The 19,014-nt window shown below is 41.0% G+C and carries 16 protein-coding genes; 9 read left to right on the forward strand and 7 right to left on the reverse strand.

Annotation, left to right across the window (positions count from 1 at the left end; genetic code table 11):
• Nucleotides 1-11: 11 nt before the first annotated feature.
• A complete protein-coding gene (locus ACJMKR_RS00690; protein ID WP_423063349.1) occupies nucleotides 12-1,460 on the reverse strand; it encodes a peptide MFS transporter in 1,449 nt (482 codons plus the stop codon).
• A gap of 153 nt (nucleotides 1,461-1,613) precedes the next feature.
• Nucleotides 1,614-2,357, reverse strand: coding sequence for a pteridine reductase (locus ACJMKR_RS00695; RefSeq protein ID WP_423063350.1), 744 nt, complete (start codon nucleotides 2,355-2,357; stop codon nucleotides 1,614-1,616).
• A gap of 27 nt (nucleotides 2,358-2,384) precedes the next feature.
• Between ACJMKR_RS00695 and ACJMKR_RS00700 the strand changes: the two genes are divergently transcribed.
• Complete coding sequence (locus ACJMKR_RS00700) at nucleotides 2,385-3,542, forward strand: class I SAM-dependent methyltransferase (protein ID WP_423063351.1); 1,158 nt, start codon at nucleotides 2,385-2,387, stop codon at nucleotides 3,540-3,542.
• Nucleotides 3,542-4,033, forward strand: a complete 492-nt coding sequence (locus ACJMKR_RS00705) for a 6-pyruvoyl trahydropterin synthase family protein (protein ID WP_423063352.1) — start codon at nucleotides 3,542-3,544, stop codon at nucleotides 4,031-4,033. Before ACJMKR_RS00700 ends, ACJMKR_RS00705 begins: the two co-directional genes overlap by 1 nt.
• Before the next feature lie 212 nt (nucleotides 4,034-4,245).
• Here the strand turns inward: ACJMKR_RS00705 and ACJMKR_RS00710 are convergent, their stop codons facing one another.
• Complete coding sequence (locus ACJMKR_RS00710) at nucleotides 4,246-5,343, reverse strand: multifunctional CCA tRNA nucleotidyl transferase/2'3'-cyclic phosphodiesterase/2'nucleotidase/phosphatase (RefSeq protein ID WP_423064258.1); 1,098 nt, start codon at nucleotides 5,341-5,343, stop codon at nucleotides 4,246-4,248.
• Between the two features lie 62 nt (nucleotides 5,344-5,405).
• On the opposite strand from ACJMKR_RS00710, the gene asd reads away from it, so the two are divergent.
• Both asd and ACJMKR_RS00720 read left to right on the forward strand, forming a co-directional pair.
• Nucleotides 5,406-6,263 (forward strand): archaetidylserine decarboxylase, encoded by an 858-nt coding sequence (gene asd, locus ACJMKR_RS00715; protein ID WP_423063353.1) that lies wholly within the window; start codon nucleotides 5,406-5,408, stop codon nucleotides 6,261-6,263.
• A gap of 9 nt (nucleotides 6,264-6,272) precedes the next feature.
• A complete protein-coding gene (locus ACJMKR_RS00720) occupies nucleotides 6,273-6,791 on the forward strand; it encodes a superoxide dismutase family protein (RefSeq protein WP_423063354.1) in 519 nt (172 codons plus the stop codon).
• Between the two features lie 31 nt (nucleotides 6,792-6,822).
• On the opposite strand, the gene epmA is transcribed toward ACJMKR_RS00720, so the two are convergent.
• Nucleotides 6,823-7,746: an elongation factor P--(R)-beta-lysine ligase gene (gene epmA / locus ACJMKR_RS00725; RefSeq protein WP_423063355.1), complete on the reverse strand. Its 924-nt coding sequence runs from the start codon at nucleotides 7,744-7,746 to the stop codon at nucleotides 6,823-6,825.
• On the reverse strand, nucleotides 7,743-8,312 hold the full coding sequence (gene efp, locus ACJMKR_RS00730; protein ID WP_423063356.1) for an elongation factor P: 570 nt from the start codon (nucleotides 8,310-8,312) through the stop codon (nucleotides 7,743-7,745). The genes epmA and efp overlap by 4 nt, the downstream gene beginning before the upstream one ends.
• A gap of 317 nt (nucleotides 8,313-8,629) precedes the next feature.
• Here efp and ACJMKR_RS00735 point away from each other — a divergent pair, with 317 nt between their 5' ends.
• On the forward strand, nucleotides 8,630-10,627 hold the full coding sequence (locus ACJMKR_RS00735) for a primosomal protein N' (protein WP_423063357.1): 1,998 nt from the start codon (nucleotides 8,630-8,632) through the stop codon (nucleotides 10,625-10,627).
• Here ACJMKR_RS00735 and ACJMKR_RS00740 read toward each other — a convergent pair.
• The gene (locus tag ACJMKR_RS00740) at nucleotides 10,620-11,693 is read right to left on the reverse strand and encodes an NAD(P)-dependent oxidoreductase (RefSeq protein ID WP_423063358.1); all 1,074 of its coding nucleotides are present in this window, start codon (nucleotides 11,691-11,693) and stop codon (nucleotides 10,620-10,622) included. The genes ACJMKR_RS00735 and ACJMKR_RS00740 overlap by 8 nt on opposite strands.
• Nucleotides 11,694-12,204: 511 nt before the next feature.
• Here ACJMKR_RS00740 and ACJMKR_RS00745 point away from each other — a divergent pair.
• From ACJMKR_RS00745 to ACJMKR_RS00760, 4 genes are read left to right on the forward strand one after another with little or no spacing between them, the layout of a single operon-like run.
• On the forward strand, nucleotides 12,205-13,524 hold the full coding sequence (locus tag ACJMKR_RS00745) for a TolC family protein (RefSeq protein ID WP_423063359.1): 1,320 nt from the start codon (nucleotides 12,205-12,207) through the stop codon (nucleotides 13,522-13,524).
• Nucleotides 13,525-14,730, forward strand: coding sequence for an efflux RND transporter periplasmic adaptor subunit (locus ACJMKR_RS00750; RefSeq protein WP_423063360.1), 1,206 nt, complete (start codon nucleotides 13,525-13,527; stop codon nucleotides 14,728-14,730). It begins immediately after the preceding gene.
• Nucleotides 14,727-15,392 (forward strand): ABC transporter ATP-binding protein, encoded by a 666-nt coding sequence (locus ACJMKR_RS00755; RefSeq protein WP_423063361.1) that lies wholly within the window; start codon nucleotides 14,727-14,729, stop codon nucleotides 15,390-15,392. The genes ACJMKR_RS00750 and ACJMKR_RS00755 overlap by 4 nt, the downstream gene beginning before the upstream one ends.
• 7 nt (nucleotides 15,393-15,399) lie before the next feature.
• Nucleotides 15,400-16,602, forward strand: coding sequence for an ABC transporter permease (locus ACJMKR_RS00760; RefSeq protein WP_423063362.1), 1,203 nt, complete (start codon nucleotides 15,400-15,402; stop codon nucleotides 16,600-16,602).
• A 546-nt stretch (nucleotides 16,603-17,148) separates the two neighbouring features.
• Here ACJMKR_RS00760 and ACJMKR_RS00765 read toward each other — a convergent pair.
• Nucleotides 17,149-18,999 carry a hypothetical protein gene (locus ACJMKR_RS00765; protein ID WP_423063363.1) on the reverse strand — a complete coding sequence of 617 codons (1,851 nt, stop codon included), beginning with the start codon at nucleotides 18,997-18,999 and terminating at the stop codon, nucleotides 17,149-17,151.
• Between the last annotated feature and the right edge of the window lie 15 nt (nucleotides 19,000-19,014).

Consider the following 19,014-nt stretch of genomic DNA (forward strand, 5'->3'; position numbering starts at 1 on the left):
CTTATTGACGATTATCTCATAGCAATAGCTTTTTTAATAAACGGTATTAATATTAACGAAATTATCGCTAACGCGATACCAATCAAGCCGATTTTTACAAAAGCGTGACTATAAATAGGGTTGGTTGCTATCGCAGTGCCGTGTTTTGGAACCACAGCCATTTTAGCAAAATAAGATGAAATAGCAGCAGATAGACCAATAAAGACTTGCCAAACGCCCATTAAAAATCCTTCGGTACCCTCGGGACATAGCCGGCCGACCATGGCCAGCCCGATCGGGCTGATTAATAACTCCGCAGTAGCAAAAAATAAATAGCCTAGAATCGGCCAACCCATATTTATTTTACCGTGCATGCCTTCTGCAGCAGTAGTTAGGGCGAGTAGTAAAAATCCGATACCCATAATAAATATGGACAATGTAAATTTTGTGGGTAGCTCCAGGTCTTTATTTCTCCTGCGCAAATAAACCCATAAATAAGAAAAAATGACGCCGACAACAATAATGAAAAGAGGATTAAATCCATAAAAAACGGAAGGCGGAATGATTGTATCAAAGATCGCGCGATTCACATTGTTCTTTATGAATATAGTTATCAATGAGGGTTCTAATGTGTATAAAGACCAAAAGCCAATGGAAAGAATTGAGAGCAATATAAAGGCAAACAACTTATAGCGAGCTGCTCGTGTTTTTTGATAGAGTGCAAACACGAAAATACCAATGATAATGACTGCGCCAAAGGCGAGTATGAGTTCGTTACTGATTGCTGCAATTTTTAATAAATAATAACCGATAGGTAACGGAATGAGAGCAGTGACGATTAACGCCAGCGTCATATTCAACTGACTCCACTTGAGTCGCGCCGTTAAATCGCGTGTGGGATGAGGAATAATGGTGTTGTGACCAATATAAAATGCGAGCAATGAGGTCACAGAGACGATTGCAGAAACTAGAAAAGCAACGTGAAAGCTGACTAATTTTTCGATGTAACCTCCCGCGATCGATGCGATGAGATAGCTAACATTCATTATCAAATAAAACCAGGTAAATCCACTTTCTCGCCGCACATCATTTTTTTCATACATTTTACCAAGCAAGACTAGAAATGCAGGTAACTCCAAGCTTGCACCGCAGATAAAAAGTGAGAGAGAAAAATAGAGCATAGTGCGATTGGGGATGCTGAGTAAAAATAACCCGATGACAGCAAAAATGATGCCGTAAACATAAGACCTTTTGTAGCCGAACCAATCGGACAAGCGACCGCTATAAACAGGCAAGATATATAAGAAGCTAAAGAAGGTAGCAAATAAAGTGTATGCCTGTGCAGTAGGGAATTTTAGAACTTCTGTGAGATATAAAACAAGTAATGTGATTAGAACGCCTAAACCAAAACTAAACAAAGCAAACGAAATGGCAATAAACCACAATCCTTTGGGTTGTTTTGTAGTGTCGTGATTTTCCACTCGTTCTCCTGGAGTGATCTCCACGATGTTCACAACCTTGTCGTTTTTTATTTTACTAATCAGTTAGCGAAATAAAATTTCGTGAACATCGTGGTTATAATTACATTTGCAACTGTATCAAAAAAAATCAATATAATAAAGTGAAATATTGCTCTAAAGAAATGCTGATTTACCACCATCAACATTTAAAATGTGTCCGGTAATATGAGAGTGCTGAATAAGAAAAATAACTGCACTGGCAATATCGTTTGGCTCACCTTTGCGTTTTAAAATCGTTCGATCAATACTTTTTAATTTTGTTGCTTCATCGGGAGCGTTTTTACCCTCAGGCCATAATGTCGGTCCAGGCGCCACAGCATTGACGCGAATTTCTGGTCCTAATTCCAACGCCAATGCTTTTGTTAACATATTTAGACCGGCTTTCGCAGTGCAATAAACAGCATAATTTTTTAGCGGGAGTAGCGCGTTCACATCGCTGATATTCACAATACATCCTTGTGTTTGGCGTAAATAAGGTGTCGCTGTTTGCGATAAAAAATAAGGTGCTTTTAAATTACTCGCCATCAGTGTTTGCCACTGTGCTTCGGTAGTCTTTCCCATCTTTGTTGGGAAATAGTCTGAAGCGTTGTTAATAAGAACATCGAGACGTTGCCATTGTTGGTGAGCTTCTTTAATTAATTTTAGCAGTGAAGGCGTGTTTTCAAAATCAGCCTGGATGGTGACGGCTGAATTAGCGCGTGTGTCATTTAGAGACTGACAAAGTGCCTCTGCATCTGTTTTTGAATGACGATAGTGGATAACAACATTATATTCATTAGCGTGTAACAAACGTGCGAACGATGCCCCAAGGCGTTTTGCAGCACCGGTGATGAGTGCAACGGGTCGATTTGACTTCATACAGATTTCCTATACAGTAGCCCAACAATGAATGAAGATAACTTACCAGCTCCAGATCCAATTGCAAAGGCTCATAGTGACGCACTGCGCTCGCAAATCATTGAAGAAATTACTGCGAATGGCCCCATGCCCTTTGCACGGTATATGCAGCTTGCACTTTATGCGCGGGCTTTGGGTTATTACAGTGCAGGCTCACAAAAGTTTGGTGCGGCTGGGGACTTTGTGACGGCGCCGGAGATATCGCCCCTATTTTCACAGTGTGTGGCGAGACAGTGTGAGCAGGTATTGCGAGATCTTACAGATGCTGACATTTTAGAGTTAGGCGCTGGATCTGGTGCCATGGCATTAGCGATGCTTCAGGAATGGGAACGACGCAAGCAATTACCCCGTCATTATTATATTTTAGATCTCAGTGCAGATTTGCGTGATCGTCAGCAACGCTTATTCCAAACGCATGCGCCGCATTTATTGCCTAAAGTAATTTGGTTGGATCATCTGCCAGAAAAAAAAATCAAGGGCGTTATCGTCGGTAATGAAGTTATGGATGCGATGCCAGTGCATAAATTTAAGAAGAAAAATGGCATACAGGAATATTATGTAACTCTTAAAGAAGGTAAATTTACCCGGCTTCTCGCTGAACCTAGCGTGCCGTCGCTTAAACAGGCTATTGAAGATTTAGATATTGGGCTCCCCGAAGATTATGAGTCTGAAATTAATCTTTTGTTAAGGCCGTGGATTACAAGTTTGTCGGATATACTGGAGCAAGGGCTGATTTTGTTAATCGATTATGGGTTTCCGACTCGTGAATATTATCATCCGGATCGAAATACTGGCACGTTGATGTGTCATTATCGTCATCATGCGCATACGGATCCTTTTTTGTATCCCGGCATTCAAGATATTACTGCGCATGTTGATTTTACTGCTGTTGCAAAAGCTGCCGCTATGAATAAACTGACTGTTGCTGGTTATACACATCAGGCGGGATTTTTGTTAGCTTGTGGTATTGATTCGATGTTGCCGAGTGTTGATGACGTGGAGTCCCATTACAATTTTGCACAACAAGTAAAATTGTTAACATTGCCGAGTGAGATGGGTGAGTTGTTTAAAGCGATTGCCTTAACGCGAAATTATGACAAAGATTTGATGGGTTTTTCAATGATGAGTCAGCTGGAGAAACTATAATGGCAAGATTAGTCGTGTTAGAATTTTATGAAGGTCCTTATACCTTTTCTGCTGGGCATTTTACCATTTTTTCTAAAACGACGCGTGAACGTTTGCACGGCCACAATTATTCACTTGCAGCTACCGTCACCGCCGCCATACAAGAACCCGGGATAACTTTTAATTATACTATTTTTAAAGATCGCCTAAAGTCTTTGTGTAATGCGCTGCACTGCCATTTTTTGTTACCCAAAAATTCTCCTTATTTATCCATAGACGAAGATGCTGATTATTATCACGTGACATTCAATCATGAAAAAATCCCTTTTTTAAAAAATGATGTCATAATGTTGCCTGTCGAAAATACAACGCTTGAAGATTTGTCGCGGTGGTTTTTAAATGAAATCGTGAGTGATGAGAAGTTCATTGCAGATCACGTTATTTCATCCGTTACAATCAAAGTGTTTAATGGCCCAGAGCAAAGTGCTAGCATGACTTGGGATGCTGATTAATATTCAAATAGTTTTAAAAAGCAAGGGATATAGCTTGTTTAAATAGCATTTCAATTGCGGCAAAGAGAAGGGATTTGTGTTTTCGGGCGTTAGTGCCAGGATGGCACTAAGCAGCCTAAGGATGGCACCTCCCGAAAACACAAATCCCTTCTCGTATTGGCAAGCAATTGAAATTCTAGACAAGGGATACACTTTAAAAAACAATTTAAATATTACTGAATAGCGGTTTGGATGGCGTCGAGGCGTAATTTTTTAAGTGCTTTTGCAAAATCTTCACCTTTTAAATTTTTATCTTGCAATGGCTTAATATCGACGGACTTGATGGCATCAATCGCTTTTTGAACGATTGCTTCAGAAGACTCATTAAAAGTGGGATTACTTGCCTTTATGGCAACGAGAAAATCCTGAAAACGCTCAGGGCGACGAAGTGCATCGACAGCTAAAATAAAGATTAATAACTTTTTTGCATCAGCATGATGAATATCTTTAAAATAATCACCTTGTCGTGACGCTAACAATGCTAAATCCGAATAATCATTAGGAATGCGATAGCGGCGACACAGGGTTTGAATATCGTCTTCGGGTACACGATGCAATAAAGCCGCGAATCGTATGGTGGCTGAATCAGTTATACTTGTTGCAGACTTTAACGCAACCATGCCCTCACCTTTTATATTAATCTGCGGAAATAAAATGGATAATGCATCGCAGGCTGCCAACGTTTCAAAAAAGCGGGCGGGTTGCTCATTGACTAAAGCGCGCTCTAATTCCTGCCATACACGTTCAGCAACAAGTGCATCGACTTCGCCAGCGATGACCATCTTGTGCATGAGTTCGAGCGTATCGGGATGAATTTTAAAATCGGGAAACTTTGCACTAAAGCGCGCAAGGCGTAAGATTCGTACGGGATCTTCTTGAAAAGCCGGTGAAACATGTCGCATGATTTTATTTTTTAAATCCGCTTGCCCGCCATAAGGATCGATCAACTTGCCGTCGGGAGATTGTGCCATGGCGTTGATGGTTAAATCACGACGTTTAAGATCATCCTCAAGTGTGACATCGCTCGATGCGTGAAAAGTAAATCCTTTATAACCTTTGCCTACTTTGCGTTCCGTGCGGGCAAGTGCGTACTCTTCATGTGTTTTAGGGTGTAAAAATACAGGGAAATCTTTACCCACCGGTTTAAAACCTTGCGCAATCATGTCTTCTGGCGAGGCGCCAACGACAACCCAATCTTTTTCTTTGACGGGTAAGCCCAATAGAGTGTCACGAACAGCACCGCCTACTAAATAGATCTGCAAATGTGTTATCCTCGGTCAAAACAAATTACCGCAGCTTCGCTGCAGGACATAACAATAATACGGGCATTATTATGACGAAACAATCATCGGTTGGCATGCATAAATTCTTACCACATCACGCGTTGTCCTTGCTGGTTGGTTGGTTGGCGGATCGACGTTGGAAGTGGCTTAAAAATCGATTTATTGCCTGGTTTATTAAACGATACAACGTCGATATGACTGAAGCTTTGTATTCCGATTATCATGCCTACTCGACATTTAATGAATTTTTTACGCGTCATTTGAGATCGGGTGTGCGTCCAGTTGATGCAAACCCAAATGCAATCATTTCACCGGTTGATGGTGCCGTTAGCGAACTGGGACGTTTGACGGGTGATCGTATTTTGCAGGCTAAAGGAAAATTCTATGATTTAACCGCTTTGTTAGGCGGGTGCGCAGAACATGTGGAATGCTTTCAAGAAGGTGAATTTTTAACAGCGTATTTAGCACCGAAAGATTACCATCGTATCCATATGCCCATTGCGGGTCGTTTGCTTGAAATGATTCATGTGCCAGGACGATTATTTTCAGTAAATCCTATTTCTGTTGCACATATTGATAATTTATTTGCGCGCAATGAACGGGTGGTCTGTTTGTTTGAAACAGCCCTTGGACCCATGGCAATGGTGATTGTGGGTGCGATGTTGGTGGGTAGCATCGTCACAGTTTGGCATGGCCAGGTTACACCGCCCACACGAAAAACCGTGCATCGTTTTAATGATCATAAAGAAAATATTGAGTTAGGTCGTGGTGATGAGATTGGTCATTTTAAAATCGGTTCGACGGTAATTTTATTATTTCCAAAAAATTCAATTACATGGCATGAGCGTTTAAAAGCTGATAGCATTATCAAATTGGGGGAGATGATTGCGACTCCCAAAAACAAATAGAGGGTGTCGATGATGTCAAAGTGGATGCTTGCGTTAATAACGTTAATACTGTCATGTTTTTTATTAGTTACTTCAAATGGTTTTGCAAAATCCGTGACGGTAAAACTTTATCGTGTTGCACCAACAGGTCATGGTGCATCGATTGGCTCGGTTGAATTGACCGACACACGATACGGTATGTTAATCACTCCTCTTCTCCATACTTTGCCACCAGGAATTCACGGTTTTCACGTTCATGTGAATCCATCTTGTGCTGATAATGGCGAAGCTGCCGGTGGTCATTTTGATCCACAAAACACGGGTGAACATTTAGGGCCTTATAATTCAAATGGTCATTTAGGCGATTTACCTGCATTGACGGTTGATCAGGACGGTAGTGTGACTTTGCCTGTGTTAGCACCCCGCTTGAAAGTTTCACAGGTCATCGGTCATTCTGTAATTTTCCATGTTGGCGGTGACAATTATTCCGACACACCTGAAAAATTAGGTGGCGGTGATGGTCGATTAGCGTGCGGTATCATTAAATAGTTATCGTGAATTAGCGAAGCCACAAACTAAATTACGCGCGGTCCCAAGGAAAGGTGATCACATCGGCAATATTTTTTGTGTTGGCCAAGATCATTAATAATCGATCTAAGCCTAGCGCAACCCCTGCGCAATCTGGCAGGCCGTGTTCTAGTGCCTTTATAAATCGTTGGTCTATCGCAGGAACAGTGCGGTTGATTTTTTTTCGGCGGTCTTGTTCGTGCTGAAAGCGTTGTAATTGTTCTTTAGCATTCGTTAACTCATGAAATCCATTCGCTATTTCTGTGCCTTGTATATAAACTTCGAAGCGCTCTGCTTTGCCAGCATTTATTTTTGCAAGCGCTGCTTGTGATGCAGGAAAGTCATAAATAAATGTGGGTCTGTTAACCCCGAGCTTCGGTTCAATGAAATGATTTAGCAATAATTGCAGTAATGTGTCTTTATCATTGATAGGGTTTGACAGTGCTAAGTTGTGATCGGCGGCACATTGTTGTAGTGAGTGTAAATCACAGGTATGTGGATCGATGCCAAACTCATCTAAAAATAATTGTTGATAGGAAATTCGTTCTGCGTGTGGTGCGTTTAACACGGTTTGTAATAATTCATCCATTTCATCCATTAAATTGTGATGATCAAACCTGAGGCGATACCACTCTAACATCGTAAACTCAGGATTATGTTGGTGCCCGCTTTCATTGTTGCGAAAGGCTTTGCAAATTTGAAAAATCGATCCACTGCCGGCGGCCAATAAACGCTTCATCGCATATTCGGGCGACGTTTGTAAGTAATAGGATTCAGCTTTAAAGCTGTCAATATGAAGATCGGTGACTGTGTGTTGGCACAACAACGGCGTGTCGACTTCTAAAACATCGCGTTCGACAAAGAATTGACGAATCCGTGAGAGTAAATCTGCACGTAGTCGTAAGTTAGACAGCGGCGCGGTTGGTTTCCAAGTCATTCTTTAACACGAGAGACGTATTCACTGGTGCGCGTGTCAACTTTAATTAATTCGCCTTCATTAAGGAATAAAGGTACACGTACTTTGGCGCCAGTTTCTAATTCGGCCGATTTTGTTCCACCGGTGGCGGTGTCGCCTCGGATGCCAGGATCGGTTTCAACGATTCTTAATGTCACAAAAGTGGGTGGTGCAACGGCTAAGGGTGCGCCGTTGTACATCGTAACGGTGCACGTGTCTTGTTCTTTGAGCCATTTTTTAGCATCACTGACGGCTGCTTCACCGGCTGCATATTGTTCATAGGTGTCGGGTGACATGAAGTGCCAAAATTGACCATCGTTGTATAAATATTGCATTTCAACTTCGATGACATCGGCAGCAGGGAGGCTTTCACCTGATTTGAATGTGCGTTCTAGCACGCGGCCGGTTTTGAGGTTGCGAAGTTTGACTCGGTTAAAGGCTTGGCCTTTCCCGGGTTTAACGAATTCATTTTCAATGATGTTACAAGGATCGCCATCGAGCATGACTTTAAGTCCGCCTCGAAATTCACTGGTGTTGTAAGTTGCCATAGTCTCCCCTTTTCATTTAGCGAAGCTATCATAGCAAACTCGCACCTGCATTCAAATTGCTGGGCGTTAAAAGTGTATCCCTTATGATGAATTTCAATTGTTTGTCAATACGAGAAGGGATTTGTGTTTTCGGGAGGCGCTATCCTTAGCTGCTAAGTACCATCCATGGTACTTGAGGTCCGACAAACAAACACCCGTTCCGTCTCAGCCAGCAATTGAAAGTCCTTAGAAACGAACAGCGCTTTCATCTCATATCGTTGGAATTCATTTAACACCCAGCAATTTGAATAGCGCTGTTTTCAGGCTATGATAAGTCGATGGACAAAAAAAATATGATCTTACGAATTGCAGTTGCAACACCGTTATGGCAACTCTTTGATTATTTGCCGATTGATGGCGTAACGAAAAACCAACTACAACCGGGAATTCGTATCAAAATCCCATTTGGTCGCCGTGAAACGGTTGGTGTATTGTTAGAAATAGCGGATCAGTCGGAACTGCCATCGGACAGACTCAAACCCATCATAGCCATATTGGATGACGAACCACTCATACCGACAGACTTATTAAAACTCTATCGATGGGCGAGCGACTACTATCACTACCCTATTGGTGAAGTGGTGGTGGGTGCGCTCCCAAAATCCTTGCGACAAGGAAAATCAGCAATACGAACTGAAAGCATCGATGAGCGGCATCAATCCCAAAAATCACACATTCAATTAAATGAGTATCAACGCGATGCTGTTGATGCGATTACAAAGCAAAAAGGGTTTCAAACATTTTTATTAGCGGGCGTTACAGGTAGCGGGAAAACGGAAGTTTATTTACATTGCATTGATAAAGTGTTGAGTGAAAATAAACAAGCACTCGTGTTAGTGCCTGAAATTGCACTTACACCACAAACGGTCGAACGATTTCAGAAACGTTTTAATGTGTCTGTTGAATTAATTCATTCCAACTTAACAGATAAGGCCCGAATGCAAACGTGGTTAAAGGCGCGTTATGGAACGGCGGCTATCATCATCGGAACGCGCTCTGCTATTTTCACACCGTTATTAAACCCAGGCATGATAATTTTGGATGAGGAACATGATCAATCGTTTAAGCAACAATCGGGGTTTCGTTACTCTGCACGAGATTTAGCGGTCATGCGTGGACAAATTGAAAAAATCCCGGTTATTTTAGGGTCTGCGACTCCATCACTAGAAAGCCTTTACAACGCACAACGCAATCGCTATCACTTGCTGCGCTTGCCCAATCGTGCAGGCGATGCACTCTCTCCCGATATTAAAATTATAGATCTGCGCAATCGTACATTAGAGTCAGGATTAAGTGAAACGTTATTAAAAGCGATGGATATGCATTTAAGTCAGCACGGACAAGTGATGTTATTTTTAAATCGTCGGGGGTATGCCCCAACAATCCTGTGTCATAGCTGTGGCTGGATCATGTTGTGTCATCGTTGTGACGCGCGATTAACGTTGCACTATAACCCAGAGAGACTTTATTGCCATCACTGTGGCACGAGTAAGGCCCCGCCACGAATTTGTCCTGAATGTCATCAAAGCGAACTGATTAGTTTGGGATCGGGGACGGAACGATTGGAGGAGATATTAAAAAAACGTTTTCCTCAGCATGATATTGTTCGCATTGATCGAGATAGTACACGAAAAAAAGGCAGCATGAAGGATAAACTAAAAAAAATTCACGATTCACAGGCTGATATTTTAATTGGCACACAGATGTTAGCAAAGGGACATCATTTTTCGAATTTGACATTGGTGGCGATCGTGGATGCTGATAGCGGATTTTTTAGCGCAGATTTTCGATCACTAGAACGTATGGCTCAACTATTGGTTCAAGTTTCGGGTCGTGCGGGGCGTGAAAAAAGCGGTGAAGTTTTCATTCAAACGCATCATCCCAGCAATCCTTTTTTGCAAATATTATTACAAAAAGGTTATACGGAATTTGCAAATGTACTATTAAATGAGCGTGAACACGCCGGCATGCCGCCATTTGCACATATGGCATTATTGCGAGCAGAAGCAATTCAATCATCACTACCCATGCAATTTCTGCAAGATGTGAAAAAGATTTTGACAAAACAAAAAAATAATCCAGTTGAAATCTATGGTCCTGTGCCGGCAACTATGGAGCGCAAAGCCGGAAAATATCGTGTGCAATTATTACTGCAATCATCGCAACGCTCGATCTTACACAGCGCCATTAAACCTTTAATGTCTGAGTTATCGAATTTACCTTCGTCACGACGTGTGCGATGGTCGTTGGACGTTGATCCACAGGAAATTATTTGATTCCCAACTTTTTCAGAATGGATTGAGTTGATGGTGACAATTCTTGTGTAAGCGTGTGGGTTGAGAATTCATTTCTTAACGGATAATCACGCCTTAACTTTTCATAGCGTTGTCCCACATCATTTGAATGATTTAATAATTCTGTTTTCATTTTCACTGTTTCGTGATGTGGATTGAAAGCAGCTAATACGACTTGTTGCCAACTATCATATTGTTGAAGCGGTAGGTTTATATCATGAATAAAATTTTCAGGCGATTTATCTTGATGGGGATCGTTCAAGTTAAAATGTTCAATAAATTTTTGGTATACCGCATAGGTGGCTTTATATTTAGCTTGAAGGCTATAGCCAGCAATATGGGGAGTGGCGATCTCTGCTTTTTTCAGCATATCGAGATGAATATCGGGTTCATTTTCCCAAACATCTAAACAGGCCACAATATGCTCGGCGGCAGCTAAGGCTTGATTGTTAACAACGGCGCCGCGACCAGCATTTAATAAAACGCACCCGGGCTTTAATTTTTCTAAAAACGATTCATCGATTAAATGATAGGTGGGAAACTCTCCTTTCATGGTTAGGGGGGTGTGAATACAAATTAAATCTACATCATAGAAATGCGATAATGGCGCAGAATGAAAGGTTGGTTCGTGCTGTGCACGAGGCGGGTCATTACATAATACGTCGAGACCCAGTCGTGTTAATTTTTGTTGTACTTCAGCGCCAATATGCCCCACACCCACGATGCCGGCTCGACAGTTTTCAGGTAATATTTGTTGGCTATTTAAATAGGCAACGCAGCCGATAACATATTCTGCAACAGCGATTGCATTGACACCGGGTGCATAGCAATAAAATATCCCTGAGCGTCTTAGCCACTCTATATCAAGGTGATCGTACCCCGCGGTGGCGCTTCCAACAAACTTGACGGCAGTGTTATGCAACAGCTCGGCATCGGCACGGGTTACTGTGCGAGTCAGCAAGACATCGGCATCGATAAGGTCATCGTGATGGATTGAAGAGCCTGGCTTTTGGATGATGTCGCCAAAACTGCCAAATAATTTTTTCACCAGCGGGATTTTTTCATCGGCTACGATTTTCAATGGTTGAACCCCAAAACGAGTTAATTTTAGGCAATCTTACCACGATACAATTCGGAGTGAATCGAATCAGCAGGAAATATTTGGACAACTGAGTTATGAGCTGCGAAAATGCAAGACGCTAGAGTAAGGACAGCGAAATTCTAGTAGAAATTTCAGTGAATTATGACATTGGTTTGTATCTTTTCCGTCGAGTGATTGTGCAAGATACGATACAATGGGATGTTTTGAGGGTATTGGTTGAATGATGAGACGAGCTGTTCAAGTCTACTGTGTTGCTGTAGGGATGTGCTTCTTGTCCACAGCGATAGGCCGCGAGTTGCCACAACCCGGCGCAGTTTCTATCGGCGATAGTCCTTATGTTGTCGCTGATCACAGGCAATATTTTGAGGAGCAGGAACACGCCTCGATGCAAACGTTTTTGCCGAAACCGATCACTACCCCGAGAATACCGAAGCATCTAAGTTTGAGAGAGGCCATATTGTTGGCCTTACGCAACAATCCGGATGTCGAGAGCGCTGAATTGCAGCGTGTCGTTGATAAATTTGCCTTAGTGGTTGCCCATCACGCCTTTGAGCCTCAATTTGATCTTAGCGGTACTGTCGCATATCAGCGGGGTTCTAGGCCTGATTACAGCATTGGTCCGAATGTAACATTAAACACACCCCTGGGTACAACGGTGACGGCGAGTTATGGAAATGCGTTTAATGGATCGACGGGAACAGCCACAGTACAGATCAAGCAGCATTTACTGAAAGGTGCAGGTTGGGCCTATAACACGGCGACCTTAGGTGAAGCGGTAGTTAGCGAAAAGGTGGCTCAGCTAAGTTTTAAAAATAGTGTCATTACAGCAGTCGTGAATGTTATTAATGCATATCGCGCATTGGTTCAAGATTATAATAGTTTTGCCATTCAAAAACGAACTGTGTTGCGCGCCCAACAAACGGTGCATCAATCTGAATTGCAAGTCAAAGCGGGAAAAATAGCGCCGAGTGATTTATTGCAGCAAAAGGCAAATTTAGCAACGACGCGTTTGTCGATGATGCAAGAGAAAGCGAGTTTACAAAACGATTATCAGCAATTTCTTCAGGCGTTGGGGCTTGTATCAACAGCGAAAGTCATTATTGATAAAACCCTTGAATTTACCGAATTTAAATTGCCGAGTTTAAAAAAATGCATTCAGCTCGCCTTAGAAAATAATATTAATTACCAAACTGCGCTTATACAAATAAGAGCAGATAAGCTCAATTTAATCTCAGCGAAAAATCAATCGCGATGGACCCTCGATGTTACGGCGAGTACGAATGTTGGGCAAAGTGCTGGCGGTACCAATTTGCCACCGTCGGGCTCAACGCAAGGGCAACCGGGACAAGTGACGGCATCGGGTACAGGCCCATCACTCGGTTTTACTTTGGATATCCCGATCGATGACGTCAATGCACAACAACAGGTACTGAATGCGCGAGTTCAATTAGAGCAGGCAAAAGTACAATTACAACAAACAAAAGAACAACTCGTGAGTAATGTCACCAACCAAGTCAATCAGCTCAAAAATCAATATGAACAAATTAAAGTAGCTATTCAAGCGGTTGAATTACAGGCTCAGAGCTTAAGGGATGCGCAAATTAAATTAAGATATGGAAAATCGACAGTTTTTGAGGTTAATCAACTGCAGGATCAATTGCTGCAACAACAAACGAGTTTGATCAGTGATAAAATTCAATTTTTGAATTCGATTACAACATTGAATCAAACATTAGGGATCACATTGGAAAAATGGGGAATTACCCTGAGGTACTAAATGATGAATATGCAATACCTTTACAAATTTGGAGCGGTTATATTGTTGTCGGTTGCGCTGATCATGGGTGGATGTCAAGACAAAAAAAAGACATCAAAGAAAAAAAAGTTGGTCACCGTAACGGCGGTAAAGAAATCGACCGTCACAAAACTATATTATAAAGGGACGCTTCAAGCATTGAAGAACATTCCTGTATTGAGTCCTGTTGATGGAACGGTGACGGAGCTGCATTTTAAATATGGTGATGTCATTCGAGACGGTCAAAGATTAGTTATTATTAATTCATCAAAGTTAGCCAGTGACTATCGCCAAGCCGTAAGTAAATATTTGCAGGCAAAAGATTCGTTTGAAACGACGGGTCGCTCATTTCAAGGTACTGAGGCATTGCATAAAGCCGGTGTGATTTCAACAGATGAATATCTATCAGGTAAAAGTCAGTACGAAACGAATACGCTGAACTTCTACCAGGCCAGGTTTGACCTAGAAAAAGTACTGAAAAAAGCGGGCATTTCATCGGAACAAATTGAAAAGCTGTCGATTACTGATACAAAAGCAGTCGCGAAAATATTACAGAAAAGATTTTCACATATCGTGGTAACGGCAAGTGGATCGGGGGTTGCTCTATTTCCTACTAAAGACGAATCAAGCGGTGATGGTGGTCGTGATGATGGTAAAAGTGGTGGAAAACTCGCTTTAGGCGCTGAGGTTAAAGAAGGGCAATTAATTTTATCGATTGGTGATTTATCCGGCTTTTCTGCAACGTTGCAGGTAAGTGAGATTAATATTAATAAGATGAAAGAGGGTCTCAAGGCGGTTATTACGGGATATGCTTTTCCAGGGATAACCTTACACGGGACAGTCACGTCGGTTGCTAAACAAGGGAATCCTCAGGATAGCGGCGGTGCTCTCAGCATGTTTAATATTGTGGTTCAAATACCAAATGTTACCGTAGCACAGCGCAAGGTGATTCATGTTGGAATGACGGCCAATTTTGAAATTGATATTGTAAATCCGCCGCACATATTGCTGCCAATTAATGCTGTTCTTAATACAGAAGGTAAGTCCTATGTCACCATCATTGATCCTAAAACAGGCCGACAAAAAGAGGTGAGAGTTGTGACAGGGAATACGACAATAAGTGATGTCGAAATCATTCAAGGCGTAAAACCAGGCGATAAAATTGTTATTCATGAAGGTGAGTCGTGATAGAGCTGCGCAATGTAACCAAAGTTTATAAAATGGGGTCTAATACCTTTGAGGCACTCAAGGGGGTTAGTATCCATATTAAATCTGAAGAGCTCGTTGCGATTATTGGTGCTTCTGGCTCAGGCAAGACGACGACGATGAACATCGTTGGTTTATTAGATAAACCAACGACTGGCGAATACTATTTAAATAAGCAAGAGACCTCAAGTTTAATGCCAAATCAGCAAGCCTATTTGCGTAATCGCAGCATTGGGTTTATTTTTCAATCCTTTTTTCTATTACCTCGGCTAACCGCATTGCAGAATGTTGGGTTGCCGCTCTCTTATCGGGGTGAGGATAGCAGAATCATTAACGAAAAATCTTTAATGATGTTAGAGAAAGTGGGTATGGGTGGTTATTCGCATCATAGACCGAGTGAACTATCGGGAGGGCAGCAACAGCGCGTCGCAATTGCGCGTGCGCTGGTTGGAAGTCCTCATATTATTTTAGCCGATGAGCCAACGGGCTCTTTGGACTCTAAAACGGGACAAGATGTTCTGGATTTATTGATTGAATTAAATCGCACCGAAGGCACAACGGTTGTGATTATTACACATGATGCAAAGGTCGCTGAACAAGCACAACGAGTTATTAAACTGAGTGATGGTTTAATTATTGAGTAGATGATTGATGAATATTCTCGCTCACATAAAAGAAGCATTAGCCAATTTGGTTACCTCCAAATTGCGCTCATTTCTGGCGATATTGGGTATATTAGTGGGTACCGCTTCCGTCGTTGCTTTAATCACCTCGAGTCAATTAGCAACAGCACATGCACTCGCACAGTTCAAATCATTAGGAACAAATTTATTAGCGATGGATGTTCAACAGAGTGATGATAATAATTCTTCTAGCTCGGAATCACAGCAACAACAATTAACGCTTGCGGATGTATCCAAAATACAAGCTGCGTCTAATCAAATAGTTCGAGTTGCTCCCTATATTAGTCTATACCAAACGATCGTGATCGAGGGCCAACAATTAAATGGTCAAGTGATCGGTGCTACAGCCGGTTTGGCAAGCATTGTTGAGATTAATATGGCACGGGGTCGCTTTGTATCTAGCTTGGATCAGAGCAGTTTTTATTGTGTCATCGGTACTCGTTTAGCCGATATATTCGCACAAAAAGGGATCAAAAATCCGATTGGCCATCAGGTTCAAATTGGAGACCGAGTGTTTACTGTCATCGGAGTAGCTGCACATTGGCAGCCCAATTGGTTTTTGTATGCTAATATCGATAAGGGTATTATTATTCCACTGAGTACATCGTATTTGTTAAGCAAGTATGCAAATATTAATAATGTTTTATTTCGGTTAGTGCCTCAGCCAGATTTAAATAAAGTTCAAGCAGAACTTACTGCGACGATGGCGACATTGCTGCCGAATGAAACTGTCACTTTTAGAAATCCTCAACAAATTATCGGCATTATGCAAAAACAGCAATCTACGTTTACGTGGTTGTTGGGTTCTATCGGCGGTATTTCTCTATTAGTTGGTGGCATTGGTGTGATGAATATTATGTTGGTCTCCGTGGTGGAGCGCCGACGTGAAATTGGTATCCGCATGGCCATAGGTGCGCGACGATCAGACATTCGTCGGATGTTTTTAATGGAGTCGGTTATTTTAACTGTATTGGGCGGCCTTATTGGTATCATCGTTGGCTTAGTGATCTCATTAATTTTAGCGCTTGTAACAGGTTGGGAATTTTTCGTGCTACCCTTGCCGCCCATTTTAGGTTTTGTTGTTTCTGTATTAGTTGGAATCATTTCCGGATTTTATCCGGCTCACCGCGCTTCTAAACTCGATCCGATCGAGACATTGCGATCGGATTGAGATTGATGTAAATCACAAGGGCTCCGTGTATATCGAAGCCCTTGTCTATCTAGCACATTTTTGGTGCCGTTGGATAAAGAGGCTCACTACTAGTAGTATAAGAAGGCGGTGCTTCTTCTTCAAACTTATGTTTATAATTCTGAACATGTTCAAGTAGATCAGTATGTCCAGGAATCCCCGAAAACACAGAATAAAAAGGATCTTTTTCTTTACAGTTATTGTATAGAATACGTATGTTGTTAGGATTAGATTCGGCTATTTCTTTTAATTTGATCAGTATATTAGACATAATCACTCTCTTATTGTGAAATTTAAAATTAATAAAGATATTGTTGTTTTTAAAAATATATATCCTTAATGCTGCATAGGAAGCGTGTCGCGATGCTCGTGATAGATTATTGCCATCCCTGTCAATAATCGACTCGCAATACGCGACAACTTAAATAACCGCGGACGTCCTCCTCACCCGCGCTCCGCGACCTCACGGCTCGACTACGCACGGGCTCTCAACTGACTCGACGCCTCGTAAAGATTTTTTGCAGTCGCTTACGCTCGGAAAAAATCCCAGCCTACCCCAGAATACGCCCCTTCGCTTCGCTCTCCATCGCGCGCATCGAAAGGTGTTTCCGCTATGTTTTGCTGAAGCTCTTCACCACTTGGTATGCTGTTCTGCTGAGAAACAGGTCGATTAACTTGTGAGCTAACAAAAAAATTGCAATTTAGGTGTGATGAAGGCGAAGGTGGTGGAAAATCTTCTGTTGAGTCTGAGTCAGATGATGATTGGCTTTGGGAGTAATTGTTTTTGCCTTTGGGATTCTGGGGTGATATCAATCGCAATGTTTCCATAAGGAGAGAAAACAACTTACCATTTAGTTCGATTTTACTAGTCGATAGTCTCAATATGACACTGTAAAGAGAATCGTAGATCAGGGATTTCCATAAATTATTAGGATTAGTGGAAGCGTTCTCAAAATTGTGATTCGTTTCCTCTTGAGGGGTATTAAGAAATAACTCTTGAACTTTATTGTTAATTTCATCGTAATTCTGCGTGTATATACTACTAGATTGTGTCTTTGGAAAATACGTAGATAGTAGTAAATCGAGTGAATTTTTTTTCGCTTTATTGAGTTTTTCGAGCTGTCCAGGGGTTTTCATGACATAAAATTTATAAAAATTTGACTCTGTATTTTCTGTAAGACAAGTAAGAAGAATCCAATGAATGAAAAACGCCTTGACCAAATTTTTTTCAGAACAAGCCATGACTACATTTTTTTCGATAAAAGTATTTAGTTCCTGTGTAAAATCAGTGTCTTCTAATATAAGATTATAGTCTTTCTCAGTTAAAAGATCTTTAGAAAGCATATAAAATGAGGAGGCTGCGCGTATGGTAGTGGGCTCTAATACATCACGTCGGGCTAAGATTTTAGTGGTTGAAAGGAAGTCATCTTGATTTAAGTAATAATTTGTTTGGCATTTTAGTGAATTAAAAAATTTTAAGTATTCATAAATAACATTTAGTGGTTGTGTTTCTATAACGGCAGGCAACAAATAGTGCTGGATTAGCGTAACAAATTGATTTTTCTTAGAGTGAATCATAGAGAGGTATTGTAAATAAGACATGATAAAGTCTGGAAACGCTAGTGTAGTAGCACTCTGTTTCAACTCCTTAGAAACAGTCTTTACCGTATGAAGCAAGTAATTCACTGGATATTGGCGATCTGTTTTGCAGTGGTTTCTTATACTGTCCGTGTCGAATTGATTTAAAAAATCTATATAGAGTTTTATTATTGGAAAATTGGCCTGATGCATTTTAAGTTCTGTAAATATTTGTGTAATAGGCCAAAAATGATTATGAACCTGATCCGGATTTTTATCAGAATAGAAGTTTATGACAGTCATCACATATTGAATTAATATTATGGGAATGTTATTAATGTTATTTTTCTCATCCTTAAGAATTAGATCTAATATTTGTGGTATAGAAAAAGCATTTTTTGTATAAAGCTCATTTGTTATGAAACATAAAAAATCCATACTAAGAAGCATTGAATCTCTCTGTTCTGTATTTTTAGGAAGAACATCCTCTAGGCTTTTTTTAAAAAAACTGTCTAGATTTTTTTCAGAGAAAAAAAAGTGATTTAGCTCGATGAGAATTTTAAAAATTTCTTTTAAAAAAATAATATTTTCCTCTAGAAATATATTTTTTTCACATAGAGTGAGTATCGAGTTTTTAACTGCATTGAATGTGATTTTAAGTAGTGTAAGTCGATCTGATAGATCTTTTTGACTTTTAATTAAATATAAATAGAATGCGAACGGATGGGCTTGTGGAGATTTTGGTAGCGCATCCATGATATTTGATTTTTCGTCTAGGTCGTAGCCGGTTTCTTCTAGCATATTTTTCTCCATGTG

It is taken from the genome of Candidiatus Paracoxiella cheracis (assembly GCF_049348705.1).
GTDB lineage: Bacteria > Pseudomonadota > Gammaproteobacteria > Coxiellales > Coxiellaceae > Paracoxiella > Paracoxiella cheracis.

Bases quoted from the DNA above. Each gene is read 5' to 3' on its own strand.
- ACJMKR_RS00760 (WP_423063362.1), top strand. From the start codon at position 15,400: ATGAATATTCTCGCTCACATAAAAGAAGCATTAGCCAATTTGGTTACC.
- asd (WP_423063353.1), top strand. From the start codon at position 5,406: ATGACGAAACAATCATCGGTTGGCATGCATAAATTCTTACCACATCAC.
- ACJMKR_RS00765 (WP_423063363.1), bottom strand. From the start codon at position 18,999: ATGCTAGAAGAAACCGGCTACGACCTAGACGAAAAATCAAATATCATG.
- epmA (WP_423063355.1), bottom strand. From the start codon at position 7,746: ATGACTTGGAAACCAACCGCGCCGCTGTCTAACTTACGACTACGTGCA.
- ACJMKR_RS00735 (WP_423063357.1), top strand. From the start codon at position 8,630: ATGGACAAAAAAAATATGATCTTACGAATTGCAGTTGCAACACCGTTA.
- ACJMKR_RS00695 (WP_423063350.1), bottom strand. From the start codon at position 2,357: ATGAAGTCAAATCGACCCGTTGCACTCATCACCGGTGCTGCAAAACGC.
- ACJMKR_RS00720 (WP_423063354.1), top strand. From the start codon at position 6,273: ATGATGTCAAAGTGGATGCTTGCGTTAATAACGTTAATACTGTCATGT.
- ACJMKR_RS00700 (WP_423063351.1), top strand. From the start codon at position 2,385: ATGAATGAAGATAACTTACCAGCTCCAGATCCAATTGCAAAGGCTCAT.
- efp (WP_423063356.1), bottom strand. From the start codon at position 8,312: ATGGCAACTTACAACACCAGTGAATTTCGAGGCGGACTTAAAGTCATG.
- ACJMKR_RS00705 (WP_423063352.1), top strand. From the start codon at position 3,542: ATGGCAAGATTAGTCGTGTTAGAATTTTATGAAGGTCCTTATACCTTT.
- ACJMKR_RS00750 (WP_423063360.1), top strand. From the start codon at position 13,525: ATGATGAATATGCAATACCTTTACAAATTTGGAGCGGTTATATTGTTG.